The following is a 14,166-nucleotide window of genomic DNA, read 5'->3' as shown; positions in this document are numbered from 1 at the left end:
GGTGTCCAGTAGTCACTCACCGACGCATTCAACCGCCACCACAGCACGTCTGCCAGCCACTATCCACGCCACCAGTCACCAATTGAGATGACTTCTTAGCCGCACCCCGTACCAGCCCGGACGGCCAACCTACGCACCCCTCATACCCCCGCAAAGATCGTGTCCGGCCATTGTTTGGCCGTTGGGTCAGCCCTGCCGAACAATGCGCCGGCCGCTGAACTTGATGTCGCGGGGCCCGAGAAGCTCGGTCTGACGACGCACTGTCGGACGGTCACGGGGCTCGCACTTCAGGGGGGAGCGGGATCGGCCTCCACCGTGCAGAGATGACGGCGGAGGCCGATCCCCAGTACGCCTCGCAAAACAGGATCGGAAAAAGTACTCAGAGGAGACAAGATGGTTCGTTCTACTCGGTTTCTTGCGGCATTAGGAGCAGGTGTTGCGCTCACAGCAATGCTGTCCGGCCCCGCACATGCCCGTGGCGGACAGGCGGCTCCTGCGGACTGCTACGTCATCGCCAATGAGCCCTGGTACAGCAGTCCGAATGTGTACGCGACGGGAAGCTTTTCCTGCGATGATCCCGTCGACATCGTGAAATTCGATGTATGGCTCACACGGGACGGATCCACGGCTGGCCACACCAACCAGTCGTGGTACTTCACGACCCACGGAAGCGACACAGCCGTCGGAACCAATCGCACAGGCAACCAGAAATGGTGCACAAGGGCCGATGCTCGATTCGAGCAAAACGGCACCGTCTGGTACGGCAGCGCCACTCAGTGCGAGAACGACGGGTTCTGATTTCCGCGCAGGGGCGATGAGCCCCCGTTCCTGCAGTCCACCACGCCGGGGCGCGAGTTCTCACCCGCTCGGGGCGGATTCCGATCGAAGACGGAGGCGGAAACAGTTCGGCCGACTACGGGTGTTACCAGCCGAGGCCCGTTCGGGACGGCCGTGTACGGGAGTATCTAGTCACTGACGGAACGCAGTGGTGTCGTTGGCGGCAGCCGACGATAAGGCCACTGCCGGAAGGTGGGGGCGGGCCGCTACAGCCGACAGTCCGTCGGCTGTAGCGGCCCGCTCCCACAGCAGCTTTCCCTATGCCGCCCAGTCGAGCCCGAGGTGGGCGAGTGCGGCGAGCTTGTCCGCGGTCAGCTTTGCGCGCCTCGACTTCGTGTTCGACAGAAATACCCCCAGCTTCACCTCTGATCCATCCGGCAGCGTCTCTGTGTGTCCTCTTGGGACGGTCAGGTGCCCTTCCCGTGCCTTGTATTGGGCGAGGGTCGCTACACCTCGTTCGGTTCTCCTCCGGCCGCCACAGCCCATCGCCCAGAGCCCGGCGGCGGAAGGTCTGCAGCGCAGCCGCGATGGTGTGCACCGTGGGCTCGTCCCGGTCCGCCTGGCTGCTGCGGAGCGTCTGGAACTCGTCGGGGGATAGCACGAGGGGGTGAGCGAGTCGCCCGCCAGAGCGGCGATCTCACCGCTGCCCATCTTTGCCATCAGTGGCGCGTACGCGTACCGGAACAGCTCGTCGGCCAAGAGCTCGTACCCAGGCCCCGTGAAGTTCTTGCGCGCAGGGCCTCGACCCGCTCGACCTGGTTGCGGATCTCGGTCGGGAGCGTGCTCAGCAGCTCGATGTTGCGGGGGCGAGGCCTGGCGGGCTTCGTCGGCATAGCTCTCTCCGGTGTGCTGCTCAGCAGCCTTTGGCGATACGAGTTGTAGCGCGGTCGCCTGCCGTATGCGTAAGTCGTCTGAGATTCCAGCGCTCGCGACGAAAGTTTTTGAAATTCAGCCGCGCGGCATTGCCGTTGCGGCAGCGTTGGGCAGGAACGGCGGCGCATCGCCGCGCAGGCGGTCCGGACAGCGGATCGAGGTCCTGGACGCAGCCGACGGCCGGTAGGCGGGCAGGGCAGCCCACGCGATAGAGCAGACGCCGACGTCAGCGGATCAGCGAGCGCAGCACCGGCACGCTGAGCCCCCCGGCTCCCAGCCCCGCCAGGACCGCTCCGGGGACGGAGAAGTCCGAGAGGAAGGTCAGCCCGCCGATGACCAGCCCGACCACGATTGCAGTCAGGAGGACGACGGCCGTGTGCATGCTGATGAAGGGCGGATCCGGCGGCGGGGGCGCAGGCGAACTCACGTGCTCTCCAGGGGTTGTTGGCGATGATGGTGTCCGCTCATACGTCGCGGTCGGGTCGGCACCCCACGGTTGATTTCTGCGCTGCGACCCACCCGAAAAAATCTTGAAAAAGTCCGTGGGGTGCCCGACGGCGGACGACTTACAAGGGGGCGTCTTCGTGCTCTGCCGGACCAGTTCGGAAGCTTGCGGCGGGCTGGGGAGGCAGGGGACGGAGCCGCCCCCGTGCTGTTCGGGGGCGGTGGCGACAACCGAAAGGGGAGGCAATGAGGGGCGACGACGAGGCGGCGGGCCGAGGGTCCGCCGCCGCGCGCGCCCGGCACCTACAACCTGTTGTAGGCGAGCAGGGGCTGCATCTCGGCGCGCCCGTGCCTCTCGAAGCCCAGCGTGAGATGAACCCCGTCGAAGCACGGCAGGCCAAAAGGCTGCAGGAAAACCTGGACCGACGGATGGCCGACCAGCAGATAGTGAGCCTGCTGTCCGAGAGCGGCTTCGCTGGGGCCCACTACGACCGTTTCGAGGAGGAGCTCGCCCGGTACGGGATCTCAGTGCTGCGGGGCTGGCTGTACTCCGGCTACGTGTTCAAGCTCGTCGCCTCGCGTGGGTTCGACCTTAAGCCACATGAGTTGGAGCTTGAGGAACTGGCCCACGACAGCGATCTGCGCGAGGAGCTGGCGATGATGACCGTCGCCCGGGCCCTTCCAGTCTTCCGCCAGCGTGCCCTGGTCGAGACCGGCTGGCGGACCGATGGCGGCGCCAGCATCGCCACGTACTTCATGGGCGCCTCCGCTTACGAGTTCCCCAACGAGTACCGTCGCCACCGCGTGCAGCAGAAGCGGTGGCACCGCGGCCGGGCCACCGAGGAGATCACCACCGAGGACAGGTTCGTCGTGCGTGGCATCGCCGACGATGTGCTGGGCAGGCTGCGCGTTCTCCAGGACCTCCGGGACATCGGCGACCCGCGGACCCGGGCCGCCGTTGCCCTGACGATCGACGGCTACACCCAGGAGGAGATCCAGCAGCTCGTGGACGCCAAGTCGATCCGCGCGGTCGAAGGCCTGCTGTACCGGTGGCGGACGAAAGCGAAGCAGCGCGAAGAAAGAGGCTTCCATGGCTGACCGGAACGACGACTTCGACGCGCTGCTGGAGGGAACGTCCCTGGGGAGCCGCGGGGCCCGCGAACTCCGCGCCCGCACGCCGGCCTACCGGGCTCGGGCCGTACGGGCGATCGCCAGCGCCGGATGGTGGGACAACTACTCGGACGGGCTGCCCAACTGGTTCCCGACGTACTTCGGCCTGGAGAACGTGGCCTCGCTGGTCCGCTCCTACGAGGTGCAGCTCGTGCATGGCCTGCTGCAGACGGAGGCATATGCCCATGCGGTCATCCGGGGCGGCATGAAGCGGGTGCCGGAGGCCGATGTGGAAAGGCAGCTGACGGTGCGTCTCGAACGGCAGAAGCGCCTCTTCTCCGAGAACGCCCTGGAGCTCCACGTCGTCCTGGACGAAGTCGCCGTGCGCCGCCCCTACGGCGACCGCGGGGTGATGCGCGGCCAGCTCCAGCACCTGATCGAGATGTCCGAGCTGCCCAACGTGCGCCTGCAGATCATGCCCTTCAGCTTCGGTGGCCACTCGGGCGAGTCCGGCGCCTTCACCATTCTGAGCTTTCCGGAAAGCGATGTTTCGGACGTGGTCTATGTGGAGCAGCTTGCCAGCGCCCTCTACGTGAACAAGCCAGGGGACGTTCGCCAGTACGAGATTGCGATGATGGAGCTGCAGCAGCACAGCCCTGGCCCAGCTGAGAGTCGCGACCTGCTGCGCGGGCTGGTGCAGCTGAGTTGAGTTCCGGTCTGCCATTCCCAGGCTGATCCTCAGACGCCAGTATCACTTGTCACGGACCATAGCCGTTGCCGAAGATGTTGCAGGATCAGTTGTCCGCGGCAGTGGTGGAATGTGGGAGACGGCAGTAGAGAGTCGGCGTCCTTAGACCGCTGAAGCGGGATGCGGACGCCGACCGGGTAGAGGCACGACGGCTTAGCGCCCCACGTTCAAGCTGTAGGAGGTGATTCCGCGTAGCGCGGCCCGCCTAGGGTCAGGCCAAGCATCAGGGCCGCTTCCACGGCTGTCATCAAGCCGACTACTATCTCGCGCTCCTCAGCCGTTCCGGCATCTGTGTGCTTGATTTTGGAGAGGCGGTTCCGCGCTGTCCTCAGCACGGTGGCGAAGACTTTGGGTATCAGCATCGCCTGCGGATTTCGACCGCCCTCAGCGTTGTACGACTCAGGGATGGGCGTACCGCCGAAGAAGAAGCAGAGCGCTTCCCCGTACTTCGTCGGCTTGACCACGCCGTCCTTGTCCGTGTGGGTGAGATCAGGCTCATCGGGCAGGTTGGCGTCGATCCACGCAAGAACCTGCGGCGGTGGAAACGCCTCACGCATCATCCGGTCGAGCAGCTCGACGAGCGAGTTCGCGGCCTGGGAAATTCCGTCGTCGGCTAGCCGGAGAGCCGCGCGAGCACCTCGCAGTTTGCGCACCAACGTCGCGCTGGACCGGCCCACCCGGTCCACCGATTTGGAGGAGACATCAAGGCGCAGACGTTGCGCCATCTCCTCCAGATCTTGCTCACTCCAACTCGCCAGATCGGTGGCGGCCGCCGGAGTAACCTCCATTGGCAGCGGCGCCAGGACCTTCTCGCCGAGAAACGCATCAAGCTGCACCAGCATGCGCAACCCGTTGGCGGCCAACGCCTCGCCCCCCTTCATAGCGCGCACCTGATCTGGTGACATAGCGCCGACCATGTCCGTCCAGGCGGCCGCGTAGGGCGCCAGACTGCGCAACAGCCGTCGCAGAGCCAGCGCGACGACCGCGCCGTCGGCCTTCAAGGCATCGACGGCAGATCGGTACTCCGCTGCGCCCAGGAGGCGCTTGGCGAAGCCCTGGAAACCGGCTTGCCGCAGGCGTCGCTGCCACTGCTCCAGAGCACCGCTCTGCATGACCCTCGCGAAGTCCGCGGCAAGCCGATCCAACTCGCCCTGCTGTTCGTCGGATATGGCGTCCGCCAGGCGGTCTGCCCACGGGCGCTCGTCACTTGAGGCGCAGAACTGCCGACACAACGAAACCACGATCTCGACGACCACCAGCACCGAGTCATCGATTTGAAGGGCCTGACGGTGCCCAGAGTCGAGTCCGCGTATATACACAGCGAACTGCGAAGGCTGATCGTCCAGCATCTGCAACATGCGTGCCTCTTAGTGACGTTGTCCTAAAAGGAACGGTAGTGCCGCAAAAACAGGATTGGTAGCGACTTTACTGAGCAGGGGAGCGTCCCGCCAACCGGATGCGCAGAGCACGCCCCGGGGCGGCCGACGTCTCCTACGGCGCCTGAGCCCCGAAGTGCGCGGGGCAATGACGGCACGCTCAACGCTCCGCCCCTTCTGTGACCGCCCAGTCGAGCCCTAGTGCGGTGAGCGCGGCGAGCTTATGCGCCGTCAGCTTCCCGCGCCTGCTCTTGCTGTTACTCAGAAACACGCCGAGCCGGACCTCAGTCCCGTCCTCCAACGGCTCTACGTGCCCCCTGGGCACCGTCAGGTGCCCTTCCCGTGCCTTGTATTGGGCGAGGGCCGCTACGCCCCGCTCGAAGGCGCTCAGGGCGCTTTGGGGGGCTGCGGGTTCCTCCGGCTCCGGGGCCGGCGGTGTGATGCCGAGTTGCTCCAGGCGCTCGCGCTGCCCGGCCGCGAGAGCCTCCCAGACCTTGGGCGTCCGCTGCCGGGCCAGCCACTTGCCGACGTCCATCCCATGCACGGTGACACCGGGGAGAACGATGTCGGCCTGGTCCTCATCGCGGACCAGTTCCCGCAGTGCGGCGTAGTGCCGCTGCCAGTCGGCCGGCCACGACGGGTTCCAGTCCTCGTCGACTGACTCCAGCGCCGTCTTCCACTCGGGGTGGTCCTCCAGTGCACCCGGGCGGCGCAGGTTGCTCAACCACTGTCCTACCGGCCTGTCCAGGGCCACGGCGGGCCTCGGAGCACAGAGGGTCCAGTGCTGCTCGTAGTAGGCCTTCGCGGCTTCCAGGTTCTCCTGGAACCGCTCATCGGCCAGGGACCAGACCATGCCGAGCTTTTCCAGACGCTGGGCGCGTTGGCCGGTCATCTGCCCGGCTGCGTAGGCGCGTCGCTGTTCTGCGACCCACTGTCCAAGGGGGAATGGTCCCTCGCGGTGCCCGTAGGGAACCCGGCCATGACCCTCACGTTCGGTGAACTTCTTGAGGTTCGCCCAGCCGCGTGCCCAGTCCTGCTTCTCGGTGTCGATGATGTTGAAGGACACCCAGTCCGCGACCATGACCGGGTCGCGTGGGGCGGCGAAACGGAGCAGGAGACGGGATTCGTCTTCGCCTTCCCCAGGTGGCGGGCCGATGTTCACGGACGGTTGGGCGACGTCCGTCTGCGGCTCCTGGGGGATGGCGAGGAGTTCGATGGCTTCTTCGTCGTGAGCGCGCAGTCCTTCGAGTACTTTCACCAGGGGCCGGTACGAGCCGGAGGTGAACATGTCCTCCGGCTTCTCCCCGGGCTGGAGAAAGACGGGCACGATCAAAGAGGCCAACTTCCCCTGCCCCGGCTTCTGCCGGAGCGCCCGGCCGATGGCCTGGACGATGTCGTGCGGCGCGCCCTTGGGGTCCAGGAGGGCGACGCTGTCCACGGCCCGGATGTCGACGCCCTCACCCAGGACCCGGCAGTTGGAGAGCACGGCCCGCTGCGCGGTGGTGCCGAACTCGCTCAGGACTCCGCGCCGGCGCTCGGGGACGTGTTCCCCGCACAGCCAGTCGGCCCAGATCTTCGACGGGTACGTCTCGGGCTGGTCAGCGTGCAGCTTGGCGGCCACGCTCTCCAGGCCTTCCGCGTACGCCTGTGCCTCTATGGTGCGGTGGTGGAAGGTGATGCAGGTCTGGAGCTGATGCTGGCTCATGGTGTGCAGGAGCGCGGCCTGCAGGGCTCCGAGCCGCTGCCCCCGCACCTCCTCGCCGCGCCGCTCCATGCCCAACCGCTCGGGCGTGACGACGGGGTCCTTGAGCTCCAGCACGATGATCTGATACCGCGCCAGCAGGCCGCGGGAGACGGCCGACGCGAGCGACAGCTTGTACAGCACGGGCCCGAACACGGCCTCGTCGTCCATGCTCGCCGCCAACTCCCGCGGCAGCGGGTCCCGTACCCCCTCGGCAACCTCCCGGCTGAGCCGCTCTTCCCAGATCCGCGGCGTCGCCGTCAGATACAGCCGCCGCTGCGCCGGGATGACACTCTGATCGTGGATGTCCGCCCACGCCTTGCCCATCGAGCCCGACGTCCGGTGCGCCTCATCGACCACCGCGAGGTCCACCGGCGCCAGTTGCTGCCCGTAGGCGCCCTCGAAGGCCTCCGCCAGCACCCCCAGCGACGCATACGTCGCGTAGATGGTGACCGGCCCGGACCCGTGCCACAGCGCCAACTGCACCGGGTTCGTCGTGGAGCGCACCTTCAGACCCCACAACTGCGGATCATCCTGCAGCGAACACACCGCGACCGCCGGCCCCCTGTGCCCCGCCTCGTGCCACGCCCTCACCGTCTGCGCCAGAAGATCCAGCGTCGGCACCACGACCAGGACACGCCCCCGGGGCACCAGCCGCTTCGCCGACGCGGCCGCCATCAAAGTCTTCCCCGTCCCGCACGCGGCGTGCACCTGCCCGCGCAGACCACGAAAAGGAATACCGCCCGGCGGGACATCAAGACCGCGCACGATGGCACTCACGGCCTCGATCTGATGGTCACGCAACTTCACGGCCATGTCTCGTGATCTCCTTTTCGCCGAACTCTGTGCGTCAGTCAGAATGATCCGCCGCTGACTTCGATCAGGACGACGCCTTCTCGCGCCAGCGCCGCGACCACTTCGCGGGCCTCATCCTCGGTGAACCCGCCGCGCTGGAAGTCGGCCGAGTTGAGCTTGACGCTCACCGCGAAGCCGGGCGACACCCGCGACCGTACGCGGCGTGTTGGCTTCGTTCAGCGCGTGTTCTCGAACCCGGGCCGTCCGCAGGAACTTCAACTGGCACCACCTTCCATCCCCGGGCGTGGCCCTTCTGGCGGCAGCGGATGCGAGGCCAGTCAGCAAGGGACGGCCCCACGCCCTCATGACTCTTGACCTTGCCCAAAGGCGAAGGCCGAGACTGTCTGTGGCGACCAAGCGGGCGAGCTGAGCGCTTGTCTTTGACCGAACCCGGATGAGAGGAACCTGCATGGATGACGACGCGGGGATTTCGCCTGCCGCGGCCTCTTGCCGTGCGCCCCGCACACTCCCGTGCCCGCCGATCGCGTGGTGCGCTGAGCACACAGGCGATCAGCGAGATCCTCGAGGGCGAGATGGTCGCCGTCAAGCATGCGGTTGAGGGTCGGCCGTGATGCACACCCTCGCGTCGAATGACGCCGGCTCACGGCGCGGTGGGCAGGTCGTCGACTGTGAGGTCGCCGCGGACGCGCAGTACGCGGGGGCGGTGGCGGAACCGCCCGAACTCGCGGGGGCCGCTCTGATCGGCCTCGATCTCTACGACCACCACGGGGATCACGGGCCGGTAGTGCACCGGATCGGCTCCGGGCAAGCCGCCCACACTCCCGGGCAGTTCCGCTTCCGTGTCCCCGGCCGGCCGCAGCAGCGGGAGCAGCTCGCGCCGTACCGCTTGGCCGAGAGGAAGGCTCACCCCCGCGGCCCGCATGCGGCCGCCAGTGTGCGGGAGGCCGAGGATGAGGCACTGGGTGGCGGGGGTACGGCCGCTCACCCCGAGGACCGCGGCCTCGCTGGTGTGCATCTGCCGCCACTTCAGCCAGCCCGAGTTGCGGCCCGCTACGTAGGGCCGGTTCGGTTTCATCACGACGCCCTCCACGCCGTTCAGGGCGCCCACCCAGTCCAGGGCCGTCGCGACGTCGTCGGTGACCGGTACAGGACGGATCGCCAGCGGCCCGTTCTCCAGCAGATCCAGCAGCCGCCCGCGGCGCTCCGCGTACGGCCTCGGCCGCCAGTCCGCGTCGCCGACGGCCAGAACATCGAACGCGGCCAGGTGCACGGTGAAGCCCTCGCCCGGCCGGGGGCCGCGCCCGGAGCGGGACTGCAGCTTTTCGAACGCCAGCTCGCCGCTGTCGAGGACCGCCACCAGTTCACCGTCCACCACGCAGTCCGGCAGCGCACGCGACGCCTGCGCGATGTCCGCGAACGAGGTGCTCAAGTCGGTGCCGTGCCGGCTCCACAACCGGCCCGCGCCGGTGCGGACCTGGCAGCGCCATCCGTCGAACTTGGGCTCGAGAGCAGCGATGTGGGGGCCGCCGCGGACTTGATCGACGGATCGGCACAGGGCCAGGGACACGGGAAGGTCGAAGGGCGGCACGCTGGCCCCTATCCGGCCGCGAGTGCGTCCACCAGCCGGCGCAGCGCGAGCAGCCCGGGCCGGGTGGGGGAGGTGTCGGCGGATTCCAGGACCACCGTCGCCGGATCGAGGACGTCGATCAGGCGGCCGCTCCGCACGGCCTGCGGGACATCGCGCAGCGAGGCCCGGAAGGCCGGCCCGCTCCACTGCGCACGGGCCAGCCCTTCGGCGAGCAGAAGCTCGCCTGCGTTCGGGGACCAGGCCCCGCCGTCGTACTCCTCAAGGAGCGCGCGGGCATCCCGCTCGAGAGCGTCGGTCATCGCAGCTGTCGTCACACGCGGTCAACGAGGTATGGGGGTGTTCCGTGACAGCGAAGCTTGAGTGCGTGCCAAAGAAGACTTCCGCCTCGGCTACATCGCTGCCGTGGACAGAGCTCCCGGTCGCAAAGGCTGCGGACGGCAGGAAGCGGCCCATTCGCAGAGGTGCTCGCCGAGGCCGTCCGAGAGCTTCGCCAGGTAGCCATCAGGATTCTCAGAGGCGCTCCTCGCCGCACGATCCAGGTCGTCGATCGTTACCATTTGCGAACCGTGGACGAAGTCCCTGTAGTGGAAGTCACGGAGCCGCTCGACGATCTTCCCAATGAGCTTGCCGATGCACCCCTTTACTCGCTCATCGGGATCGTCTCGCCAGATGCCGTAGAGGCGCACAGCGACCGAGCGCAGGGCACCCTCTTCTGCTGGGCTTGTCTTGGTCATCCTCACCAGTGCCTCGACGATGAGGAGCTTGGTCCTGGGACTGAAGGAGGGGATCCAGCAGCCGTCCACCGAGCTCGGCCAGTGCAGGGACTGGCAGGCGTCGAGACTTTCGGCGTTGCGACACAGCAGCTCCGCTGCGACGAGTTGGGCGCTGGAGGACGTTGAGCGCAGCGCGGCGTCGATCACCAAAATGGCTGTCTCATCCGAGATCTTGCCCTCGCTCTCGTCGTCCGACCACAAGTCCACAAGCAGCGCCACGGCGAGATCGGCGTAATCGAGCTTGGTGAGCGCGAGGAGCCCCGAGGCAAGAGCTGCTGGGTGTGCGGGCCCCGATTCGGTGGGGGAGACCAGCTGTCCGGCACGCATCGCTGCGTCCAGCCTGAGCTGACGACGCTGCTCTTCTTGCTCTTGTCCCAGGCGGCGTTCGGTCCGGTGGTTCAGGACGTATCCGATCAGAGAGACCGATGCACCGACGAGGACCCCGGTGAACGTGAGGACGGCCGCAAGTCGAGAGGTACTACCGCTCCCGAAGAATGGACCGAGCAGAAGTACCGCAGGCAAAACGGCGACAATGACCACGATGGCGATCGAGGTCATGACCAGCTTCCGACCGTCTCCACTCATGCGAGACCCCTCCTACACCAGCAGTGCTCGACGCAACGCGGCCCCATCATGACTCTGGCGGGGGTGCCTTGCCCACCCAAGCGGGCGGAGCAGGCCCCAACTCACCGATCGCCGCTGGCCGTCGGTCGACAGTCCTGGCTTTGAGCCGCCCCACTCAACACTCCATGGCACACGCTCAAGGTGAGATGACACAGGACAGTGGGATGTCTTGTGCCACCGATTTAGCGCGTGCCATCGAAGATTGATCGATGAAAGTCCTGGTCACAGCCCGCCGACAGGGGGGCCTCCCCCTGAGTGGTGGACACGCTGATACTGGATCTGCTTGATCCGGAGGAAGCGAGAAGACCGCCGATGGCGATGAAGGACTACTCGGACGAGTTCAAGGCCGATGCCGTGGCCCTGTACGAGTCCACACCCGGGGCGACGTACAAGAGCATTGCCGCTGACCTGGGCATCAACCGGGCCACCCTGCGGGAGTGGGTGCTGCGCGACCGCGAACGCCGTGGCGTTGCCGCCGCGGTTGCGAAGCCGGGCGCCCGGCCTCGGGAGGCGGTGGCGTCCGCTGATCCGGACGAGCGAGTGCGGCAGCTGGAGGCGAGGGTGGCCGAGCTCGAGGCGAGTGAGCGCAAGCTCGCCACCGAGCGGGACATCCTCCGCAGGGCGGCCAAGTATTTCGCCGGAGAGACGAACTGGTGATCAGCCGCTTCCAGTTCGTTGACGACCACCGGGACACCTACGAGGTGAAGCGGCTCTGCCAGGTCCTGGACGTGAACCGGTCCAGTTACTACAAGTGGCTCGCCGGCGCCGAGGCGAGGGCCGCCCGGCAGCACCAGGACCGGACCCTGGCAGAGGAGATCCGTGAGGTCCACGGCGAGTCCGGCGGCGCCTACGGCTCCCCGCGCATCACGGCCGAACTCCGCGAGAAGGGGCGGCAGGTCAACGAAAAGCGCATCGCCCGGATCATGCGGACGTTCTCCATCACCGGTATCCGCCTGCGCAGACGCGTCCGCACCACCGTCCCCGACCCGGCAGCCTCACAGGTTCCGGACCTGTTCCAGCGAGACTTCACCGCCACCGAGCCAGGGCGCAAATACATGGGCGACATCACCTATCTCCCTTTGGAGAACGGGGAGTTCCTCTATCTCGCGACCGTGCTGGACTGCTTCAGCCGCAAGGTCGTCGGCTGGTCCATCGCCAACCACATGCGCACCGACCTGGTCGCCGACGCACTGCGGATGGCAGCCTCGACCCGAGGCCGCCTGGACGGCGCCGTGTTCCACTCCGACCACGGAGCCCAATACGGCTCCAGGGCCTTCGCCGGTCTCTGTGACCAGTTCGGGGTCACCCGGTCGATGGGCGTGGTCGGCACCAGCGCGGACAACGCGGCCTGCGAGAGTTTCCACGCCTCCCTGAAACGCGAGACCCTCCAGGGCGCCCACAACTACGGCGACACCGACACCTGCCGCCGCACCGTCTTCGCCTGGCTGACCCGCTACAACACCCGCCGCCGGCACTCCGCCAACGGCCACCTCAGCCCCAACGAATACGAACACCGACACCACACCGCTAAACTCACGCTCGCCGCGTGATCAATAACCGCGTGCCCACCATCACGGGGGAAGGCCCACCGTCGGTGAGCGCACGGAGCGCCTGATCCCGTGCGACGCCTTCGCTGCGTTTGCCTGCCATGTGGCATCCGCCGACGTGGACGTACACGGCGGGTCCCTCGCCGATGCCCCGCTCGATCAGCCAGTCAGGCTCGGCCGGCCGAGCCTGGATGCCCCGCTGCCGCTCTTGCTCGCGCTGTTCCTCGGCTGCGATCCACCGTCGGGTGCGCCCGAGGTCTTGGCATGTTGACTGAACTAAGAAGGGAGTCTCTGCAGGTCAGCTGATGTTCTGCTAGCTTCCCGGCCATGGCTGAACCAGCAGGTGCCCAACGGGACTTGGCATGCTTTGAGTTACCTGAGATCGGCCGTCTGCACGAGACCGGTGATCAGTGGGAGCCGTACATGCTCCTCGACCTCGAAGAGGCTGTCGTCGTGCCAGCGCGATCCTTCTTCGCGGATCTGCAAGGTGCTTCCAGGTCAGCTACCACGATCCGCTCGTACGGTATGGACCTGCTGCGATGGTTCCGGTTCCTCTGGGCTGAGGACGTGCCATGGAACGAGGCAACGCGGGTTGAAGCCAGAGACTTCTCTCGCTGGATGGCCGGGACGTCCTGCTGGCCATGGAAGTCGACGGCAAGGGTGTCGTCATGCGGCCCGAGGCTCTGCGACCTGCCACCCAAAGAGCCCGCCTCGCCGCCGAGGTCGGGCACCGCAGCAGACTCGCACCGGGAGAGAAACCCAATCGCAAGCGGATGGCTACCGTGGCCTGCCTCTTCGACGCCATCCCGGCCCCCAGGCGCCCGCACGATGTGATCCATCCACCCGGCGGCCGCAGCAGTCGGCGCCAGGTCCGCCGGGGCCCGGCAGCGGAGCGAAAGTGGTGCACCGCTTCCCTCGTCCACCCGACCGAGAAGGTCATCGCCGATGTCTTCGCCCAAGCCGAAGCCCGAGATCCCGGCCACCACCGGTGCTGGGTGATCCTGGTCGACGGCGCCCGCCACCAACTCGACCTGATCCAGCGCGAGGCCGACCGTCGCGGCTGCACGATCAACGTGCTCCTCGACTTCGTGCACGTCACCGAGTACGTCTGGGATGCCGCTCATGCCTTCCACAAGCCCGGCACCGCCGCGGCCGACGCCTGGGCCGCCGGCCATCTGACCACGATCCTTGCAGGCCAAGCAGACCACGCCGCCCAGGAGATGACCACCCAGGCCAACCGGGACGGCTTCTCCGCCAATCGGCGAGGAGCCGTCGATGCCTGCCACCGCTACCTCACCGGCCACCTCGACCAGCTCCACTACGACATCGCCCTCGCGGCCGGCCGGCCGATCGCCACCGGCGCCGTCGAAGGCGCCTGCCGCCATCTGATCGCCGACTGCCTCGACATCACCGGCGCCCGCTGGGGCCTCACCGGCGCCGAAGCCGTCCTCCAACTCCGCGCACTGATCACGAACGGTGACTTCGAGGACTACTGGATCTTCCATGCGGCCCGCGAACATCAACGCCTCTACCCCAGCCCTGGCCAGCAGAACTACAACCTCACTGCTTGATCCCGACCGTCACTTCAGAGATCCGTACCCATCCCTGCTGACGGGCTCGCCTGGCCAGGCGAGTCGACGGCGTTCCTTGCCGCGGCTGGGGACGGGGCTGTGATGGTCGGCAGTCACA

Annotated in this window: 11 protein-coding genes and 3 pseudogenes; 5 read left to right on the top strand and 9 right to left on the bottom strand. The window is 67.1% G+C overall.

Annotation, left to right across the window (positions count from 1 at the left end; all coding sequences use genetic code 11):
• Positions 1–1,095 precede the first annotated feature (1,095 nt).
• Positions 1,096–1,296, bottom strand: a pseudogene (locus ACN6LB_RS36260) (helicase associated domain-containing protein); the annotation flags it as partial.
• 640 nt (positions 1,297–1,936) lie between these two features.
• Positions 1,937–2,137: a hypothetical protein gene (locus tag ACN6LB_RS36255; RefSeq protein WP_445029560.1), complete on the bottom strand. Its 201-nt coding sequence runs from the start codon at positions 2,135–2,137 to the stop codon at positions 1,937–1,939.
• A gap of 263 nt (positions 2,138–2,400) precedes the next feature.
• Between ACN6LB_RS36255 and ACN6LB_RS36250 the strand changes: the two genes are divergently transcribed.
• Together ACN6LB_RS36250 and ACN6LB_RS36245 are read left to right on the top strand one after the other, a co-directional pair.
• Positions 2,401–3,252 carry a hypothetical protein gene (locus tag ACN6LB_RS36250; protein WP_445029559.1) on the top strand — a complete coding sequence of 284 codons (852 nt, stop codon included), beginning with the start codon at positions 2,401–2,403 and terminating at the stop codon, positions 3,250–3,252.
• Positions 3,245–3,973, top strand: a complete 729-nt coding sequence (locus ACN6LB_RS36245) for a DUF5753 domain-containing protein (protein ID WP_445029558.1) — start codon at positions 3,245–3,247, stop codon at positions 3,971–3,973. Before ACN6LB_RS36250 ends, ACN6LB_RS36245 begins: the two co-directional genes overlap by 8 nt.
• A gap of 206 nt (positions 3,974–4,179) precedes the next feature.
• On the opposite strand, the gene ACN6LB_RS36240 is transcribed toward ACN6LB_RS36245, so the two are convergent.
• From ACN6LB_RS36240 to ACN6LB_RS36215, 6 genes are all read right to left on the bottom strand, one after another.
• Positions 4,180–5,370, bottom strand: a complete 1,191-nt coding sequence (locus tag ACN6LB_RS36240) for a hypothetical protein (protein ID WP_445029557.1) — start codon at positions 5,368–5,370, stop codon at positions 4,180–4,182.
• A 178-nt stretch (positions 5,371–5,548) separates the two neighbouring features.
• Positions 5,549–7,945, bottom strand: coding sequence for a Helicase associated domain protein (locus ACN6LB_RS36235; protein ID WP_445029556.1), 2,397 nt, complete (start codon positions 7,943–7,945; stop codon positions 5,549–5,551).
• Between the two features lie 38 nt (positions 7,946–7,983).
• Positions 7,984–8,130 (bottom strand): hypothetical protein, encoded by a 147-nt coding sequence (locus ACN6LB_RS36230; protein ID WP_445029555.1) that lies wholly within the window; start codon positions 8,128–8,130, stop codon positions 7,984–7,986.
• A gap of 455 nt (positions 8,131–8,585) precedes the next feature.
• The gene (locus ACN6LB_RS36225) at positions 8,586–9,533 is read right to left on the bottom strand and encodes an ATP-dependent DNA ligase (protein ID WP_445029554.1); all 948 of its coding nucleotides are present in this window, start codon (positions 9,531–9,533) and stop codon (positions 8,586–8,588) included.
• An 8-nt stretch (positions 9,534–9,541) separates the two neighbouring features.
• A complete protein-coding gene (locus tag ACN6LB_RS36220) occupies positions 9,542–9,832 on the bottom strand; it encodes a hypothetical protein (protein ID WP_445029553.1) in 291 nt (96 codons plus the stop codon).
• Positions 9,833–9,922: 90 nt separating this feature from the next.
• Positions 9,923–10,864, bottom strand: a complete 942-nt coding sequence (locus tag ACN6LB_RS36215; protein ID WP_445029552.1) for a hypothetical protein — start codon at positions 10,862–10,864, stop codon at positions 9,923–9,925.
• A gap of 378 nt (positions 10,865–11,242) precedes the next feature.
• On the opposite strand from ACN6LB_RS36215, the gene ACN6LB_RS36210 reads away from it, so the two are divergent.
• Positions 11,243–12,480, top strand: a protein-coding gene (locus ACN6LB_RS36210) for an IS3 family transposase (protein ID WP_445029551.1) whose coding sequence is annotated in 2 segments (ribosomal slippage) — positions 11,243–11,566 and positions 11,569–12,480 — 1,236 coding nt in all. Because the reading frame shifts where the segments join, the coding sequence is not laid out codon by codon here.
• Here the strand turns inward: ACN6LB_RS36210 and ACN6LB_RS36205 are convergent.
• The gene (locus ACN6LB_RS36205; protein ID WP_445029562.1) at positions 12,464–12,637 is read right to left on the bottom strand and encodes a DUF6233 domain-containing protein; all 174 of its coding nucleotides are present in this window, start codon (positions 12,635–12,637) and stop codon (positions 12,464–12,466) included. The genes ACN6LB_RS36210 and ACN6LB_RS36205 overlap by 17 nt on opposite strands.
• Before the next feature lie 365 nt (positions 12,638–13,002).
• On the opposite strand from ACN6LB_RS36205, the pseudogene ACN6LB_RS36200 reads away from it, so the two are divergent.
• Positions 13,003–13,074 (top strand): annotated as a pseudogene (locus ACN6LB_RS36200) (site-specific integrase); the annotation flags it as partial.
• A 44-nt stretch (positions 13,075–13,118) separates the two neighbouring features.
• A pseudogene (locus tag ACN6LB_RS36195) lies at positions 13,119–14,048 on the top strand (ISKra4 family transposase); the annotation flags it as partial.
• Between the last annotated feature and the right edge of the window lie 118 nt (positions 14,049–14,166).

Source organism: Streptomyces sp. SAS_270 (genome assembly GCF_052543295.1).
This window is presented reverse-complemented; position numbering and strand designations above follow the sequence as displayed.